The organism is Sphingobacterium mizutaii (genome assembly GCF_900187125.1).
Taxonomy (GTDB): Bacteria; Bacteroidota; Bacteroidia; order Sphingobacteriales; family Sphingobacteriaceae; genus Sphingobacterium; species Sphingobacterium mizutaii.
Window position 1 is genome coordinate 3505514 of sequence record NZ_LT906468.1, and the last position, 16946, is coordinate 3522459.

General features: G+C 42.8%; 12 protein-coding genes. 2 read left to right on the forward strand and 10 right to left on the reverse strand.

The features are described from left to right. Window positions 1–3 precede the first annotated feature (3 nt). From murG to mraZ, 9 genes are read right to left on the reverse strand one after another with little or no spacing between them, the layout of a single operon-like run. The gene (murG, locus tag CKW03_RS15180) at window positions 4–1104 is read right to left on the reverse strand and encodes an undecaprenyldiphospho-muramoylpentapeptide beta-N-acetylglucosaminyltransferase (protein ID WP_093098383.1); all 1101 of its coding nucleotides are present in this window, start codon (window positions 1102–1104) and stop codon (window positions 4–6) included. A gap of 12 nt (window positions 1105–1116) precedes the next feature. Further along, window positions 1117–2310, reverse strand: coding sequence for an FtsW/RodA/SpoVE family cell cycle protein (locus CKW03_RS15185; protein ID WP_093098385.1), 1194 nt, complete (start codon window positions 2308–2310; stop codon window positions 1117–1119). Between the two features lie 11 nt (window positions 2311–2321). After that, window positions 2322–3695: a UDP-N-acetylmuramoyl-L-alanine--D-glutamate ligase gene (gene murD / locus CKW03_RS15190; protein WP_093098386.1), complete on the reverse strand. Its 1374-nt coding sequence runs from the start codon at window positions 3693–3695 to the stop codon at window positions 2322–2324. 6 nt (window positions 3696–3701) lie between these two features. Continuing rightward, on the reverse strand, window positions 3702–4946 hold the full coding sequence (mraY, locus tag CKW03_RS15195) for a phospho-N-acetylmuramoyl-pentapeptide-transferase (RefSeq protein WP_093098388.1): 1245 nt from the start codon (window positions 4944–4946) through the stop codon (window positions 3702–3704). Window positions 4947–4951: 5 nt separating this feature from the next. Further along, entirely contained in the window at window positions 4952–6409 is a 1458-nt protein-coding gene (locus tag CKW03_RS15200) for a UDP-N-acetylmuramoyl-L-alanyl-D-glutamate--2,6-diaminopimelate ligase (protein WP_093098389.1), read from the reverse strand. A 1-nt stretch (window position 6410) separates the two neighbouring features. Continuing rightward, complete coding sequence (locus CKW03_RS15205) at window positions 6411–8537, reverse strand: PASTA domain-containing penicillin-binding protein (protein ID WP_093098391.1); 2127 nt, start codon at window positions 8535–8537, stop codon at window positions 6411–6413. Window positions 8538–8553: 16 nt separating this feature from the next. Then, entirely contained in the window at window positions 8554–8964 is a 411-nt protein-coding gene (locus CKW03_RS15210) for an FtsL-like putative cell division protein (RefSeq protein WP_093098392.1), read from the reverse strand. A gap of 12 nt (window positions 8965–8976) precedes the next feature. Next, window positions 8977–9894: a 16S rRNA (cytosine(1402)-N(4))-methyltransferase RsmH gene (gene rsmH / locus CKW03_RS15215; RefSeq protein WP_373865675.1), complete on the reverse strand. Its 918-nt coding sequence runs from the start codon at window positions 9892–9894 to the stop codon at window positions 8977–8979. Beyond that, complete coding sequence (mraZ, locus tag CKW03_RS15220) at window positions 9881–10354, reverse strand: division/cell wall cluster transcriptional repressor MraZ (RefSeq protein ID WP_093098394.1); 474 nt, start codon at window positions 10352–10354, stop codon at window positions 9881–9883. Before mraZ ends, rsmH begins: the two co-directional genes overlap by 14 nt. Window positions 10355–10830: 476 nt before the next feature. Here mraZ and aspS point away from each other — a divergent pair, with 476 nt between their 5' ends. Together aspS and CKW03_RS15230 are read left to right on the forward strand one after the other, a co-directional pair. Beyond that, window positions 10831–12585, forward strand: coding sequence for an aspartate--tRNA ligase (aspS, locus tag CKW03_RS15225; protein ID WP_093098395.1), 1755 nt, complete (start codon window positions 10831–10833; stop codon window positions 12583–12585). Between the two features lie 184 nt (window positions 12586–12769). After that, complete coding sequence (locus CKW03_RS15230) at window positions 12770–14155, forward strand: LutB/LldF family L-lactate oxidation iron-sulfur protein (protein WP_093098397.1); 1386 nt, start codon at window positions 12770–12772, stop codon at window positions 14153–14155. Between the two features lie 922 nt (window positions 14156–15077). Here CKW03_RS15230 and CKW03_RS15235 read toward each other — a convergent pair. Then, on the reverse strand, window positions 15078–16910 hold the full coding sequence (locus CKW03_RS15235; RefSeq protein ID WP_093098399.1) for a YfbK domain-containing protein: 1833 nt from the start codon (window positions 16908–16910) through the stop codon (window positions 15078–15080). Window positions 16911–16946 lie beyond the last annotated feature (36 nt).

The following is a 16946-nucleotide window of genomic DNA, read 5'->3' on the forward strand; positions in this document are numbered from 1 at the left end:
TTTCTATTTTTCTATTATACTCAATACTTCTTGTGCGATAACCTCATCCGCGTCAGCCAAGGCCAATTTCAGGATGTGTTCACCTAGTTGCCTTTGTTTGGCCTCATCTCGGAATAACCCTAGGACCGTATTCACCAACTCTTCCCTCGCTACTTGATCTTTCACCATCAATGCGGCATCTTTCTCAACCAGGGCATTTGCATTCTTTGTCTGATGGTCATCTGCGACATTCGGCGAAGGCACCAATACCACTGGCTTTCCTACCACACATAGTTCCGATATGGTTCCTGCACCTGCTCTAGCCACGATGACATCAGCTGCGGCATAAGCATAATCCATGCGCTCTAAGAATGGCATCAACTTGATCGAGTCTGGTAATTGATCTGCTAATTCAGCATTCAATTTCTCGTAATAGTAGCTACCACATTGCCAGATCACTTGAATCCCTGCCGCTACCAACTTCTCCAGCCCTCCTTTGATGCTATCGTTCAAGGTCAATGCGCCCAAGCTTCCTCCAGTGACCAACAAAGTTTTCTTGTCCAGGTCCAATCCAAAAGCATGGATTGCTTCCTCTCGTTTACCTTCGATAGCAACTGAAGATTTACGGATAGGATTACCGGTCAACAAGACGCGGTCCGCTGGAAAGAACCTTTCCATACCTTCATAGGCTACACAGATCTTCTTTGCCTTTGCTCCCAACTTCTTGTTAGTAACCCCGGCAAAAGAATTCTGCTCTTGGATTACGGTAGGTAATCCCATCATATTCGCCATCATCAATAATGGACCCGATGCATAACCTCCAACACCAATTGCTGCTTCCGCTTTAAAATCTTTAAGAACTTTCCTCGCCTTCCACAAGCTTTTTACCATCTTGAAGGGAAGACTAATATTTTTAAGTAAGGACTGGCGGTTGATCCCAACGATATCCAACCCTACTATTTCATATCCCGCTGCCGGTACTCTTTCCATCTCCATCTTACCATTGGCTCCTACAAACAGGATCTCAATATCTGGAGACAGGTTTTTCAACGCATTGGCTATCGCTATCGCAGGAAAGATATGTCCTCCCGTTCCACCACCACTTATGATTACTCGATGCGCCATTCAATATTTCAATTAAATTGTTCCAACCACCACTTTGCGAGGAGCCTTTGCAACTTCTTTTTCTTCTTTAACTTTCAATTCTTCCACATTACGGCTCACACTTAGGATAATCCCCAAGGCTACACTCGTAAATAAGATCGATGTTCCCCCCATACTCACTAACGGAAGTGGAACCCCGGTCACTGGTCCAAGACCAACGGCAACCGCCATGTTTGCCAAAGCCTGAATCGTCAGACTGAAGCCCAACCCGGCTGCCAGGAACGCCCCGAAGGCCCGCGGACTTAAGGTGACAATCCGGATACATCGATACATCAATGCGATATACAGGAAGAGCAATACCGCCCCTCCAATCGTGCCATACTCTTCAATGATAATGGCAAAAATAAAATCTGAATATGGGTGAGGTAATACGTTACGCTGAACACTGTTACCAACACCTTTACCAAACATCTCGCCCGTAGCAATCGCTATCTTGGCATTATTAGCCTGGTAGTTTTTATCATCCTGGAAGGAACCTTTTCCTTCATGCACTTCTTCTGTATTGAAGAAACCTTGAATACGGCTCAGGTAAGTAGCCCGTCTAGGTCCCATAAAGATCACCAGCATCAATAGAACCCCACCGCCCATACAAACCACCGCAATCTGTTTGAAACTGATACGACCGATCAACAGCAACAAAACACTAACACCAAACAGCATCAAAGCTGTAGATAAGTTTGCCCATGCGATTAAAACGAACACAAAACAAACCGCTCCCATGATCGGAATAAAGGATTTCTTCACGTCCTTGATCTCCTCTTGCTTACGGGATAACATCCTTGCCAAGAAGGTAATCAAAGCCAATTTCGCCAAATCCGAAGTCTGGAAAGTCTGATTGATCACCGGGATGGTCAACCAACGACTGGCATCATTTACCTTGCTTCCGAATACTAGGGTGTATAACAACAATGGAATCGTGACTACCATCAGCAATTTGGAAATCCCAGCATAATAGCGGTAATCCAATTTGTGTGATAGATACATCATCACTAAACCCGCCACAACTATGAAAAGGTGTTTGAATAAATAAAGTTCAGTACCCTTTCCTTCCTTGTAAGCCAAGGTTCCTACCGAGCTGTAAACAGCCAATAGTGACCAGATGGACAACAAGATCACAATGATCCAGATCCATTTATCGCCTTTTAGTTTAGAAAAAATGTATTCCATTGTCCTCCTAATTATAAAGTCATTACTGCTTCCTTAAATTTGTCACCACGATCTTCGTAGTTCTTGAACCAGTCAAAGCTGGCACATGCTGGCGATAACAATACCGTATCACCCTTCTTAGCCAGATGCGAAGCAATCTGAACGGCATCACTCATCGATGCACTATTCACGATCACATCTGTATCATCTTCAAAAGCTTCATGGATACGGCCAGTATCCTTTCCGATACAGATGATCGCTTTCACTTTTGACTTCACTAAGTCCTTCAACATCTCGTAGTCGTTTCCTTTATCCACACCACCCATAATCAACACGATATCTGTAGAGAAACTTTCCAAGGCATACCAAACCGAATTGACATTGGTCGCTTTAGAATCATTGATATAATTAACCCCACCGATACAAGCTACGTGCTCCAATCTGTGTTCCACGTTTACAAAAGAACCCATGCTCTCCTTCATCGTTTGGTTTCTCAATTCCTGAGCCTTAGCAACCAGTCCTGAAGCCATGTTGTTGTAAACATTGTGCTTGCCTTGCAGTGATAATTCTTCGATATTCATGATAAAAGCTTCTCTATTTGGTATTAAAATGTTCAAATTCTTCTCGTCGTCCAGATACGCTCCGGTATCCACTATTCCCTCTTGTGTAAATGGCAGATGCATTGCTGCTGTAGGATGTTTCTCCAGGGCTGCCATCGTCTCCGGATCATCCTTACAATAGATAAAGTAGTCCGTCGGTCTTTGATTTTGAACCATGCGGAACTTCGATGCCACATAATTCTCCATCTTATAATCATATCGATCTAAATGATCGGGTGTGATATTCAAGATCACGGCAACATCAGCACGGAAGTGGTACATATCATCCAGCATAAAACTGGAGATCTCCAAAACGTAAGCATCATGTTGCTCTCTAGCTACCTGCAAGGCAAAGCTATTTCCTATATTTCCGGCTAGGCCTACATTCAAACCTGCATTCTTCAATATATGGTAAGTCAACAAAGTGGAAGTTGTCTTCCCGTTTGACCCGGTGATGCACAATAATTTGGCATCGGTATATTGAGCGGCAAACTCGATTTCCGAAATGATCGGAAGGCCTAATCCTCTTAATTCCTTTATCAATGGAGCCTTCTCTGGTATCCCAGGACTCTTCACCACTAGGTCGGCATTGATCACCGATTCCTTTGTGTGCTGTCCCTCTTCAAATGAGATACCCTCTTTTTCCAAAGTGGCTTTATACGTATCAGCTATAGCGCCCATATCTGACACAAACACATCAAAACCCTTATCCTTTCCCAGGATTGCTGCACCAACTCCACTCTCACCTGCACCTAAAATTACTAGACGGCCAGTTTGGGGGTAATATGTATGTGCTATGTTCGGCATCTTCTACTATCTTACTTTTAATGTGACAATGGTCAAAATGGCCAGCATGATCGACACAATCACAAATCGTGTCACGATCTTGGACTCATGGTAACCTTTCTTCTGATAATGGTGGTGCAATGGTGACATCAGGAAGATCCTTCTGCCCTCACCGTATTTCTTCTTGGTATACTTGAAGTAAGAAACCTGAAGGATAACCGATAGATTCTCAATCAAGAAAATACCACACAACACCGGAATCAATAATTCTTTACGGATCAGGATCGCGAAAGCAGCAATGATACCACCGATCGCCAAACTTCCTGTATCACCCATAAACACTTGTGCAGGGTAGGCATTGTACCAAAGGAAACCTGTACAGGCTCCAACAAATGCACCCGCAAAAATCACCAGCTCACCCGAATTCGGGATAAACATAATGTTCAGGTAATCCGCAAAAATGATGTTACCCGACACATAGGCTAGGATAGCCAAGGTAATCCCCATAATAGCGGAGGTTCCCGTGGCGAGCCCGTCTATACCATCTGTAATATTCGCTCCATTGGAGACCGCCGTGATAATAAACACGACAACGACCAAGAAAACAAAGAACGTAGCCAAAGGGCTATTGACACCGAATACGTCCAATACTTTGGCGTAATCGAACTCATTGTTTTTGTAAAATGGAATGTTTGTCTTTGTAGACTTCACATTCTCAGCATAAGTCTTCTCGCCAGTTGATGGATTGATAATCACTTCCACTGGTTTTGAAGAAGTTGGATTTGCTACCTGTTGTCTTGCAACAATCTCAGGATGGAAATACATAGTAATCGCGATCAGCACACCTAATCCTACCTGACCAATCACCTTAAACTTCCCAGCCAATCCTTCTTTATTCTTACGGAATACTTTGATGTAGTCATCCAAGAATCCGATTGCACCCATCCAGATCGTCGTAATGATCATCAGGATGATGTAGATATTATCCAGTTTTGCAAAGAGCAATGTTGGAATCAAGATACCGGCGATAATGATCAGTCCACCCATGGTCGGGGTTCCTTGCTTTTTTTTCTCACCTTCCAATCCTAAATCGCGGATGGTCTCTCCAACTTGTTTTTGGTGCAGTAAGCGAATCAATCGGCTACCGAATACCGTGGTGATGATTAACGAAAGGATAACTGCCATGGCTGTACGAAACGAGATATATTGGAATAATCCAGCACCAGGAATATGGACGTGCTCGTTAAGCCAAGTGAATAAATAGTAAAGCATGCAGTTTAATTATGTTCGTTAAAAATCTTTATTAATTCTTCTTTATCGTCAAAGTGATTTTTCACCCCATTGATATCTTGATATTTCTCATGTCCTTTTCCAGCCACCAAGATTACATCACCTGGTTGCGCTAGGTGGAAAGCAGCACGGATGGCCTCTCTTCTATCCGTAATCGAGAAAACATTCTTGCGCTTATCCGCGGAAATACCAACTTCCATCTCTTTGATGATGGTTGCAGGATCTTCCGTCCTCGGATTGTCAGAAGTCAAGACCACTTTATCGCTTAACCTCGATGCCACTTCCGCCATCTCAGGGCGCTTGGTCTTATCACGATCTCCACCACAACCTAAAACCGTCAAGATCTGCTGTCCAGGTTTCCTCAATCCGCCAATGGTTTCCAATACATTTTCAACCGCATCTGGCGTATGGGCATAATCCACAATGGCAACCACACCTGTCGAGGATTTCATGGTTTCAAAACGTCCTTCTGCTCCAGTGATCTCGCTCAATGCCATCAAAACCTTCACTGTCTCTTGCTCCAATAAAATAGAAGCACCATACACAGCCAATAGGTTATACGCATTGAAATCACCAACCAACTTCACCCACACTTCTTGTCCATCAACCTGCAATAGCATCCCATCAAAATGGCTTTCCAAGATTTTAGCCTTAAAGTCTGCCATTTGGTGCAAACCATAGGTTTTCTTATGCGCAAATGTATTCTGAAGCATCACCTGACCATTTTTATCATCGATATTGGTCAATGCAAATGCATATCTGTCTAAATCATCAAAGAACTTTTTCTTCGCCTTGATATAGTTGGCGAAAGTTCCATGGAAGTCCAAGTGATCATGGGTGATATTGGTAAAGATGCCACCCGCAAATTTCAACCCGGCAATGCGTTGCTGAACAACCGCATGCGAACTCACTTCCATAAAACAGTAGTCACATCCATCTTCCACCATTTCCTTCAACAGGGAATTCAATGATATCGGATCAGGAGTGGTATGGGTTGCTTCCACCACACGCTCACCTATTTGGTTCTGCACCGTGGACAATAAGCCCACATGAAACCCTAATCGGCTGAACAGGTTAAAAAGCAAGGTCGCCACGGTCGTTTTCCCATTGGTACCTGTTACCCCTACTAATTTCAATTTCGAGGAAGGATTTCCGTAAAATGTAGAGGCCATTACACCTAATGCATAAGCCGAATCGCCGACTACCACATATACTACATCTTCTTTGATCTCCTCTGGTAATTCTTCTACCAGCACCACGGAAGCACCTAATTCAATTGCTTTATTAACGAATAGATGTCCATCGGTCTGATGCCCACGAACTGCCACAAACGCACTGCCCTTAACCGCTTTCCTTGAATCCAAGCATAGCGCGCTAACCTCTGTGTCCAGAGACCCACGGTAATCGATTACCGGAATGGCATGTAGCAACTCTTTCAACAACATATTAATTCAATTCTATTAGAACACGGGTGCCAGGTTTCAATTTCTGACCGGCCACCAATGATTGATTTATTACTCTTCCCTTACCTTTTACTGTAGTTTTAAAACCAGCGTTCTCCATCGCGTAGATCGCATCGACCAATCCCATCCCCTTCACATTCGGAACAACGCCCTCCTTGTACTCGGCAACCGTAAAGGCTTCTGCCGAATGGTTCGCCGAATCTTTATCCGCAGCCACAATTGAATTCCAGTTCACCGATTGCACACCCAACATCTCATAAACCTTCGCAGTTGCATCTTTAGAACCTTTCAATGTGTATGGAACTTTATTTCCAGCCACATTCACTTTTCTATTGTTAAATGTTTTGTGCAATGACAAATCATTTGCAAAAACCATATCTGCCAACTCCCTGAATACCGGACCAGCAACTGAACCACCATAGTATCCATTTCTAGGATTACGGATCACCACAATCATGGAATACTTAGGGTTCTCAGCCGGGAAGTATCCCGCAAAGGAAGATTGATACCTTCTAGCACCATATCCCCTTGACCCATCAGCCATCTGAGCTGTGCCCGTTTTTCCAGCCGAAGAATAAAGTGGGCTTCTCAACTTCTTACCAGTCCCTTCAACCATCACGCCTTCCATCATCTTCTGCATTTTGCCGATCGCTTCTTTTGAAGCAATTTGCTTATTGATCACCCTGGCTTCAAACTTCTTAACGGTAGTTCCTAGGTGTTGAATTTCTTTTACGAATAAAGGAGCTAACATCTTTCCATCATTAGCAACTGCATTGTACAAAGTCAATGTTTGCAATGGTGTCAATTTCAACTCATAGCCATAGGCCATCTGCACCAATGACAATTTACTCCAAGACCTGCTATCCGGCATCTTCACCCAAGGGTTAGCCTCTCCAGGGATCTGCAAGCCCAAAGGCTTAGCCATGCCCCATTCGTGTAACTTGCCAGTGAATTTCTCTGGGTTCTTGCCATAAGCATTACCGATTGTTTTGGCAACCCCAACGTTTGAAGACTCTTCAAAAGCCTCCTTAATGGTCACCTTAGATTTCTTCGGTGGATGCGAATCCTTAATGGTATGTCCAGGAACTTTCCAAGTACCATTACCGATATCGATCACTGTATTGGTATCAACTTTATTATCATCCAATGCCACCAAGTACGACGCAACCTTGAATGTAGACCCAGGGTCAGCACCTTGCGCAATGGCATAATTGAATTTCTCTCTGTACACCCCTTCGCCATCTCTGGTAAAGTTGGCTATCGCACGCACCTCTCCGGTTGCCACCTCCATTAAAATCACGCAACCATTATCTGCATTACTTACGATCAACTGTTTTTCCAAAGCACGTTGTGCCATGTCTTGCATATTCACATCTATGGTGGCAATGATATCCGAACCATCCGTTGGAGCAACCTCCACCTCACGGTTCACCGGAATCCAAACCCCACCTGCTATACGCTGCATCAACTGCACGCCGCTCTTGCCTTCGATATAATCGCCGTAAGCACCTTCCAGTCCAACTCGAACCGTATCGCCCTTACTGTTTTTATAACCAATAGTACGAGCCGCCAAATTGGTAAATGGCAGAATACGCTTGTTTTCTCTAACTGCTATCAAAGAACTCGAGAATCTTTCCTTCTCTTCCTTAAAGTTTCTCAACAAAGGAAAGGTCTTCAAGACCTTCAACTGTTGGTGTGATACATTACGCTTGATTAATACGTAACGTTGTTTTTTAGCTCTTGCCTCTTTTAAATAAGTCAAGTACTGTCTGGCCGATTTATCCTTAAAAAAGGTCGCTAGCTTACTGGCCAAAGAATCCACCCGAGCATTGAACACTTGGTTGTGCTCGGATGGAATGGCCATCGCATCAAACCGTATCTCATATTCCGGAACAGAAGTAGCCAGTAAACTTCCGTCATTGGAATAAATATTTCCTCTTGCCGCTTCGATCACACGTTCGCGGATCGTCAAGCTGTCTGCAATCTCACGCCACTTATCCCCGTCCACATATTGCAAATGCAACAACTTCCCAAATACCATTAAAGCACCAAAAACCATCAGGCCAAACGCCAGGTACACCCTAATCAATATGGACTTCCTAATATTCATGTTTTGGTCTTAATCTTTATTTTACTTCCCTTACTATCTCCAACTTGATTGGCGGTTCTGTTCTTTCTTTCAATCCCAAGGTATCCGCACGCTTTGCAATCTCAGTCTGCGTCGTCAATTTCATCAACTCCGCATTCAATGATTTATAGTCCCAACTCAACTCCTTCACTTCCCTGCCCAACTTATCGATCCTTCTTACCGTGTTCTCTGCCAAGTGTCGGTTTGAGATATACAGCAAACCTAATAAGGCAAGAAATGCCACGAAAGGTAAATTCTTGGCAACTAGGTATGTAGAAAGCTTTTTCTGAGAAAAGAAGGTTTTCAGGAAGTCCTGGGTTTCCTCAACCTTTTCTTCCAGTGCATCAGACATCTCCTCTTGCACTTCTTCACTCAGCTCATTTTGCTTTATAGTATTTCTCTTTGCCATATACCTACTCTACTATATTTTTTCTGCAATCCTCAACTTGGCACTGCGTGCTCTGTTGTTCTGTTTTACTTCATCTTCCGAAGCAACGATCGCTTTTCTACTGATCACTTTAAATGGCTTAATCTCATTCCCAAAGAAATCCTTCTCCACTTCTCCCTTGAACTTTCCTTTGGCCATGAAATTCTTCACCAACCTGTCTTCCAATGAATGGTAAGACATCACTACCAAACGACCTTCTGGCTTCAAGACCAAGGAGGTCTGCTCCAAGAACTCCTGTAATGCTTCCAGCTCCTTGTTTACCTCAATGCGCAAGGCCTGAAAAACCTGGGCATGGTACTTATGCTCTTTCCCCTTAGGGACCAGTTTCTGGATGACCTGCTTCAATTCGGCAACCGTCTGTATCGGATTGCTCAATCGGCCGGTTACAATCGTTTTGGCCAATGATTTAGCATTCTGAATCTCACCGTACATCCCAAAGATCCTGTGCAATTCTTCTTCAGGATAAGTGTTCAGCACTTTACGGGCGTCCAAATCAGCCACCTGATCCATTCGCATATCCAGGTCCGCATCAAAACGGATGGAAAAACCACGATCAGCAGCGTCAAATTGATGTGATGAAACCCCCAAGTCAGCCAAAATCCCGTCCACTTGTTTCACCCCTTCCAGTCGCAAATAATTTTTTAAGAACTTAAAATTTTGATGAATCAATGTAAATCGATCATCAGGAAGTGTGTTTTTGATGGCATCTGGATCTTGATCAAAAGCGATCAATCTGCCTTGAGGCCCCAAATGCTTCAGGATCTCCTTCGAGTGTCCGCCACCCCCAAACGTTACATCCACATAGATTCCGTTTGGTTTTATTGCTAGTGCGTCTATACATTCCTGCAACATGACAGGAACGTGATATCCGATTTCATTATTCATTCCCATCTCCTGCAAAGTTAAATCCACCCATTACTTCCTCAGCCAATGCAGAAAAATCTTCGTCAGTACTACTGTCCATCATTTTTTCGTATTCGTCTTTCGCCCAAACCTCAATTTTATCAAACTGGCATTGCAAGAAAACTTCGCCTGTTACATGCGCATATTCCAACAATGATTTTGGCAAAAGCACCCTACCCGCAGAATCCAAAGAAAGCTCCGTAGCACCACGCATAAACTGACGGATGAATATCCTGTTCTTCTCGTTGTACTGGTTCAATTTCGAAAGTTGAAGCATTTTTTTGCTCCATTCTTCTTTGGTATAGATCACTAAATTCTTCTCGAAACCGCGATTCATAACAAGCCCCTCGCGCTCTACATCAGGCAGTTGCCTTTTGAGCGCAGCAGGGATCACCATTCTTCCTTTGGTGTCCAGCTTGCATTCGAATTCTCCGATTAATTGAATCATTTGACCTATTTCTACTCTAATTTTAATGTAAAAGTATACACTTTCTCCCACAATCTCCCACAATGCCCCACAAAAAAGTTTTCCACATAGCCTATCGACTACAAAAAAGCCCTTCAACGCACTTTAAAAGCATAATAATATTGAAACACAATAAATTAAGAATTGTAAAAATCATCGCCATAACAGTAATATTTAGCCTCAATTCTCTTGTTTTTAAGGAATTGTAAGCCCCAAAAACAGCAAAAGTGGGGCAAAGTGGAGCAACTGAAAACAAATGATAGGTCAAGTGGGGGAAAGTGGAGCAACTGAAAACAAATGATAGGTCAAGTGGGGGAAAGTGGTAGAATCAGGGGATTTTTGACCTGGAATTCATCGAACATGGAGGCAAGCCCTTCCCTCTTGCTGCTTATTGCTTAAATATTCTTTATTCTCGCATAAATGCAATAATTTTGTGGCTCAATAAAAATGAGATAATCATGCACAGAACACATACTTGTGGCGAATTAAGAATTGAAGACCTAGGAAAAACCGTAACCCTGAGCGGATGGGTCCAAAAATCACGCGATTTAGGTGGAATGACATTTATTGATGTTCGTGATAGATATGGTATTACTCAGCTCACTTTCAATAGCGAAGACAATGAATCCCTTCGTAGCCAAGCCCGCGAATTGGGTAGAGAGTATGTTATCAAGGTGACTGGTACCGTAATAGAACGTTCCAGCAAAAACCCTAAAATCCCTACTGGAGATATTGAAATCAAAGTCAGCAACCTACAAGTGCTGAACGAATCCAAATTACCTCCTTTTACTATAGAAGATGAAACAGACGGTGGTGAAGACATCCGTATGAAATACCGTTATTTGGATATCCGTAGAAATCCAGTAAAGAACAGCTTATTGTTCCGCCATAAGGTGACGCAAGAAGTCAGAAACTACTTGTCTGCATTAGATTTCTGTGAAATCGAAACTCCTTATTTAATAAAGTCCACTCCAGAAGGTGCTCGTGACTTTATCGTGCCATCACGCATGAACCCGGGACAGTTTTACGCACTTCCTCAATCACCTCAAACCTTTAAACAATTGTTAATGGTGGGCGGAATGGATAAATATTTCCAAATCGTGAAATGTTTCCGTGATGAGGATTTACGTGCCGATAGACAACCTGAGTTTACCCAGATTGACTGCGAAATGTCTTTCGTAGAACAAGAAGATATCTTGAACGTATTCGAAGGCATGACCCGTCACCTATTAAAGACTATCCATGGCATTGAATTAGATCAATTCCCTAGAATGACTTTCGACGAAGCGATGCGCACCTATGGTAATGACAAACCAGATATCCGTTTCGGAATGAAGTTTGGCGAACTAAACGCAGTAGCACAACATAAGGACTTCGCTATCTTCAACAACGCTGAATTAGTAGTAGGTATCGCCGTTCCAGGGGCTGCTTCTTATACCAGGAAACAAATCGATGAATTGGTTGACTGGGTTAAGCGTCCTCAAGTAGGAGCTTCCGGAATGGTCTATGTGAAATGTGAAGCTGATGGAACTTATAAATCATCAGTAGATAAATTCTACGACCAAGCGGATCTTGCTCAATGGGCGGAGGCAACTGGCGCACAAGCTGGCGACCTGATCCTAATCCTTTCTGGCCCTGCCAACAAAACTAGAGCACAGTTAAGCGCCTTGCGTATGGAATTAGGCAATCGCATGGGCTTACGTAAGCCAAATGAATTTGCTCCACTTTGGGTTGTCGACTTCCCATTATTGGAATGGGACGAGGAAACTGAAAGATTCCACGCCATGCACCATCCATTCACTTCTCCAAAGCTAGAGGATATGCCTTTATTGGACACTGATCCAGGAAAGGTTCGCGCAAATGCTTATGACTTGGTATTGAACGGAAATGAAATCGGTGGTGGTTCCATCCGTATCCATGATAAGGACATGCAAGCCCTGATGTTCAAGCACCTAGGCTTTACTCCTGAACAGGCACAAGCTCAGTTTGGTTTCTTAATGAATGCATTCCAATATGGAGCCCCTCCACATGGTGGTTTAGCTTTCGGTCTTGACCGTCTGACTGCTATTTTGGGAGGTCAGGAAACCATCCGTGACTTTATCGCATTCCCGAAAAACAACTCCGGACGCGATGTCATGATCGATGCTCCTGCCGAAATTGCCAAAGAACAATTGGACGAACTAAGCATCAGCTTAATCGAACCGAAAAAATAAAAAACATAAAAGCAATAATAGCGGTCAACCAAAATTGACCGCTATTTTTTTGTTCTCTTTCCAAATTTTGAACAGAACTTTAGTTATAAACATTATACTGCCATTAGCAGATATTTTTTTATCTTTAAAATTGGTTGATTTTCACGCTCAACCTTTATTTTTGCATTAGCAACAGAACATCCCTATGGCACAGACAGTAGCTGAGAAATTCCTGAAAGATAGTGCTTCAAAATCCTTTGATTTACAGCATAGGCAGATTATCAATAATAATATTGATAAGTATGAACATGCTTTTGAAAAAGGGAAAAGTAAGTTCCTTGACCTGGAGAATTCCAAGATCAAGGCAAACCTGATCAAATGGAAGGTGATTGAAAACCTCGATCGCTATCTCTTGGATTTTGAGTCAAATTTCACAGCTCGTGGCGGCAAGGTAATCTGGGCTAATGATGCAGAAGAAGCGCGCGAGGAAATCGGGAAGATCATGGAACAGCACCAAGCTAAATCGGTGGTAAAATCTAAGTCCATGGCAACCGAAGAAATTGAGCTCAACCATTTCCTGGAAAAGAAAAACATCGAGACCATTGAAAGTGACCTCGGTGAATTCATCATCCAGCTCTTAGGACAAAAGCCTTATCATTTCGTTACTCCTGCCATGCACCTGAGTTTGGAAGAAATTGCCAAACTTTTCCATGAGAAATTCGAGACTCCATTAGAAGCTACTGCAGAGGAGCTGACCATGAAAGCTAGGGAAATCTTGAGAGAGAAATATACCCAAGCGGATATTGGGATCACTGGTGCAAACTTCCTGATAGCGGATACTGGTGCGATCGCCATTACGGAGAATGAAGGTAATGCCCGATTGACCACCACTTTCCCTAAGGTACATATTGCAGTTGTAGGCATCGAAAAGGTGCTTCCCAGCTTAAATGACCTTGATCTTTTCTGGCCTTTATTGGCAACCCATGGAACAGGTCAAAATCTTACCGTTTACAATACGGTCCTAAATGGCCCACGTAAAAACACAGAATATGACGGTCCCGATGAGATGTATGTTATCTTATTGGATAATGGCCGTACCAATGTCCTTGAACAGAAGGAACAACGCCAAGGATTGTATTGCATCCGTTGCGGCGCCTGCCTGAATGTCTGTCCAATCTATCAAAATATTGGTGGACATACTTATGAAACCACCTATCAAGGACCTATTGGATCCCTGATCTCCCCGCACCTCAACGGCATGAAAGAGTTTAAGCACTTAAGTTATGCTTCTTCACTATGCGGAAAGTGCACGGAAGTTTGCCCTGTAGGCATCGATATCCAAAAGATGCTTTTGGTCAATAGAAGGGATGCCGTCCAACAAGACCTCGTTTCATCCGTAGAGAAAAAAGGCTGGAGCATGTTTACCTGGGCAATCCAAAAAAGAAAGATCATTGATTTCTTTGGTGGAAAGACCAAAAATTTCTTTATCCGCAAGTTCTTCAAAAAAGCTTGGGGCAACCAACGTGAACTTCCGAAAATCGCTGATAAATCATTTTCGCAACAGTGGAAAGAAAAGCAGAAGGATAAGTAGTTTATCCATACTGTATGGATGTTCGGGATAAGAGGGTTTTTGAACCAGGATGTTCGGGATAAGAGGATAGACCAAGATCTGGGAAAGAACCAGGATTTGGCTACACGGTTATCGAGCGAAGCCGAGATGCTCCTCCTTTAGCTTTCTATGAATCCCTCTCCAGCGCATTTCCAATTCTGAACGATCAGTGAAGAATCTGTTCGGTTTTCCTCCATCAGGTCCTGTCATCGTGCACCGAAAGGTGCAGGAACTGTACGCCAATAAACTTATTGATTGTATGGTTTCGATACTCTTTTTGCCTTAAATTAACGCGAAAAAGCAACAAAGAAAATTGTTGTCAACTCGACTTCGTACTTGATAATCCTTTAGGTTCCTATTGATGGTCATCTTGAGAAGTAAAAATTTGGACTAAATTTATCGGAAGGTGATGACAGCAAAGTGGATGGCAAAAAATATTTTTTTTAATTTTAGAGTTATAACCCCTTTTGGGGTTCCATTATTTTAGCAGACATGGCACGTTAGCCTGAAAGTCGCGCAAAAACGAAGTTCGATTAATCGAACTTCGTTTTTGCATTAACCCTATATTGTTTGAAACCATTGCTAAAATAATTCTGCCCTTCCAGGGCAGTATGTCGCAAGAAAGAGATTTTTATAGAAAATAAATATTGGTTTAAATACCTAGAAACATAGATTTAACAAACTTGTCATCGTACGGTTGTCGAGCGAAGCTGAGATGCCGCTCGCCAACCGAGGATACGGTGTTCGACAGGCTCACCCATCGGATGGACCAAGGTAAAGACGTCTGATAGGGTATCAACCTTTTTATATATCATGGTTTATGGCTTATTCGTAAAAGAAAAAAGGTTCGCTTTCGCGAACCTTTAAAAATAATAACCTTTAAAAACTATTTATCTCTACCTTTTTACTTTTCTGTGTCGACAATTGACTTACTATTTTCTGCCATACGAATAAATTCTGCGCGATAGCCTTCATCATCTTTTCCTTTTGCAGCTTTTGCACGGGCGATCAAGCTTGAAAAGCTTGAATTTTGCTTGTAATCTGAATTGCGCAGCAACATTCCAAATTCAGCAACTGCGGTTGCAAAACGGAAATCCTCGCTTATGGAATCAAATGCTTTGGGGGCATCTTTCACGACAGTCTGTTGCAATTCACTCTTGTCGGATTTTGGATCTTTGTACCTGAATTTCACAGTCGCCAACTCTCCGTTCTTGGAACCCAAGTTTGGTTTATCATTATTCTGGTATTTCAAAGGGTCCACCGTTCCAATAATCGAACTCTTTACTCCTACTGGAATGATTTCATAAATCGCAGTTACGGTATGTCCAACGCCCATATCACCGCCGATCTTAGCATCATTATTGAAGTCTTCTGCTTCCAATAAACGGTTTTCATAGCCCACCAATCTATAGGCCTGTACATAGGCAGGATTAAACTCCACTTGGATCTTCACATCCTTAGCAACGGTAAACAAGGTCGCTCCAAATTCAGTCACCATCGCCTTTCTCGCTTCTGAAATATTGTCTATATACGCATAGTTACCTCTTCCCTTGTCAGCCAAAGTCTCCATCTTGCTATCTTTCAGGTTGCCCATTCCATATCCAAGTACAGTCAGGTTCACTCCACTTTCACGTTCTTTGGCAATCAGGTCCTCCATCGCTTCATCACTGGACTCACCTACATTGAAATCACCATCCGATGCCAGGATAATTCTGTTATTGCCATCCTTAATAAAATTCGCGCGGGCAATCTGATAGGCTTTCTTGATCCCTTCTCCACCGGCAGTAGATCCACCAGCGGTCAGTTCATCGATCGCAGTCTTGATTTTCATTTTTTGATCACCGCGGGTGCTTTCTAATTTAACGCCCGCTGAACCTGCATAGGTCACAATAGCAACCTTATCTTCTGGTCTCAATTGATCGACCAACATTTTCAAGGAAGACTGCACCAATGGCAATCTATTATCACCCATCATGGATCCTGAAACATCGATCAAGAACACAAAATTGGAGGCCTTTAAATTTTCCTTAGGGATATCTTTTGCCTTCAAGGCAATTCGCATCAATTGATGCTCCTTGTTCCATGGCGAAGTGGTCAATTCGGTATAGATCTTCACTGGGTCGCCATTGTTCGGCCCCTGTAAATCATATTGGAAATAATTGATCATCTCTTCAACCCTTACTGCATCTTTCGGAGGCAATTGACCAGCATTGATCATCCTTCTTACATTAGAATAAGAAGCGGCATCCACATCCACTGCAAAAGTTGACAAAGCTTCTTTTGTAGGAGAAATAAAACCATTCTCATCAAAACGATCGTAAGTTTCCGTATTTTGAGGTCTAGGTTGAACATAAAGACCGTATGCACGTCCTTGTATACTTCCTATCATTTTACTTTTTGCCGTATTGCCATGGCCAATGACAACAACCTCTTCTAATAAAGTATTTTCGGCTTGCAGTATTACCTTAATGGTTTTCTTCTTGCCTACCTTTACTTTTTTAGTTTCGTACCCTAAAAATTTAAAAACCAAAATATCTTTTTCAGCAGCTTTTATGGAAAATGCACCTTGCTGATCGGTCAGCGTTGATTGCTGCTTTCCTTCCACACGAACCTCCACACCAGCAAGTGCGGCCTGTGTTCCCGCCTCAGTTACAATACCTTTAATGATTCCTTCTTGGGCTAGTCCGCTACTACCTAGAGTAAGCAAAAAGACTAATAATGCAAATATTTTATTCATGACTAGTAAGTTTTGCCAAGGGATGCAGAAAAAATC

What these genes read in the sequence shown, in the direction of transcription:
- murG (WP_093098383.1), bottom strand. Translation starts at nt 1,104, where the DNA reads ATGGCGCATCGAGTAATCATAAGTGGTGGTGGAACGGGAGGACATATC.
- CKW03_RS15185 (WP_093098385.1), bottom strand. Translation starts at nt 2,310, where the DNA reads ATGGAATACATTTTTTCTAAACTAAAAGGCGATAAATGGATCTGGATC.
- murD (WP_093098386.1), bottom strand. Translation starts at nt 3,695, where the DNA reads ATGCCGAACATAGCACATACATATTACCCCCAAACTGGCCGTCTAGTA.
- mraY (WP_093098388.1), bottom strand. Translation starts at nt 4,946, where the DNA reads ATGCTTTACTATTTATTCACTTGGCTTAACGAGCACGTCCATATTCCT.
- CKW03_RS15200 (WP_093098389.1), bottom strand. Translation starts at nt 6,409, where the DNA reads ATGTTGTTGAAAGAGTTGCTACATGCCATTCCGGTAATCGATTACCGT.
- CKW03_RS15205 (WP_093098391.1), bottom strand. Translation starts at nt 8,537, where the DNA reads ATGAATATTAGGAAGTCCATATTGATTAGGGTGTACCTGGCGTTTGGC.
- CKW03_RS15210 (WP_093098392.1), bottom strand. Translation starts at nt 8,964, where the DNA reads ATGGCAAAGAGAAATACTATAAAGCAAAATGAGCTGAGTGAAGAAGTG.
- rsmH (WP_373865675.1), bottom strand. Translation starts at nt 9,894, where the DNA reads ATGGGAATGAATAATGAAATCGGATATCACGTTCCTGTCATGTTGCAG.
- mraZ (WP_093098394.1), bottom strand. Translation starts at nt 10,354, where the DNA reads ATGATTCAATTAATCGGAGAATTCGAATGCAAGCTGGACACCAAAGGA.
- aspS (WP_093098395.1), top strand. Translation starts at nt 10,831, where the DNA reads ATGCACAGAACACATACTTGTGGCGAATTAAGAATTGAAGACCTAGGA.
- CKW03_RS15230 (WP_093098397.1), top strand. Translation starts at nt 12,770, where the DNA reads ATGGCACAGACAGTAGCTGAGAAATTCCTGAAAGATAGTGCTTCAAAA.
- CKW03_RS15235 (WP_093098399.1), bottom strand. Translation starts at nt 16,910, where the DNA reads ATGAATAAAATATTTGCATTATTAGTCTTTTTGCTTACTCTAGGTAGT.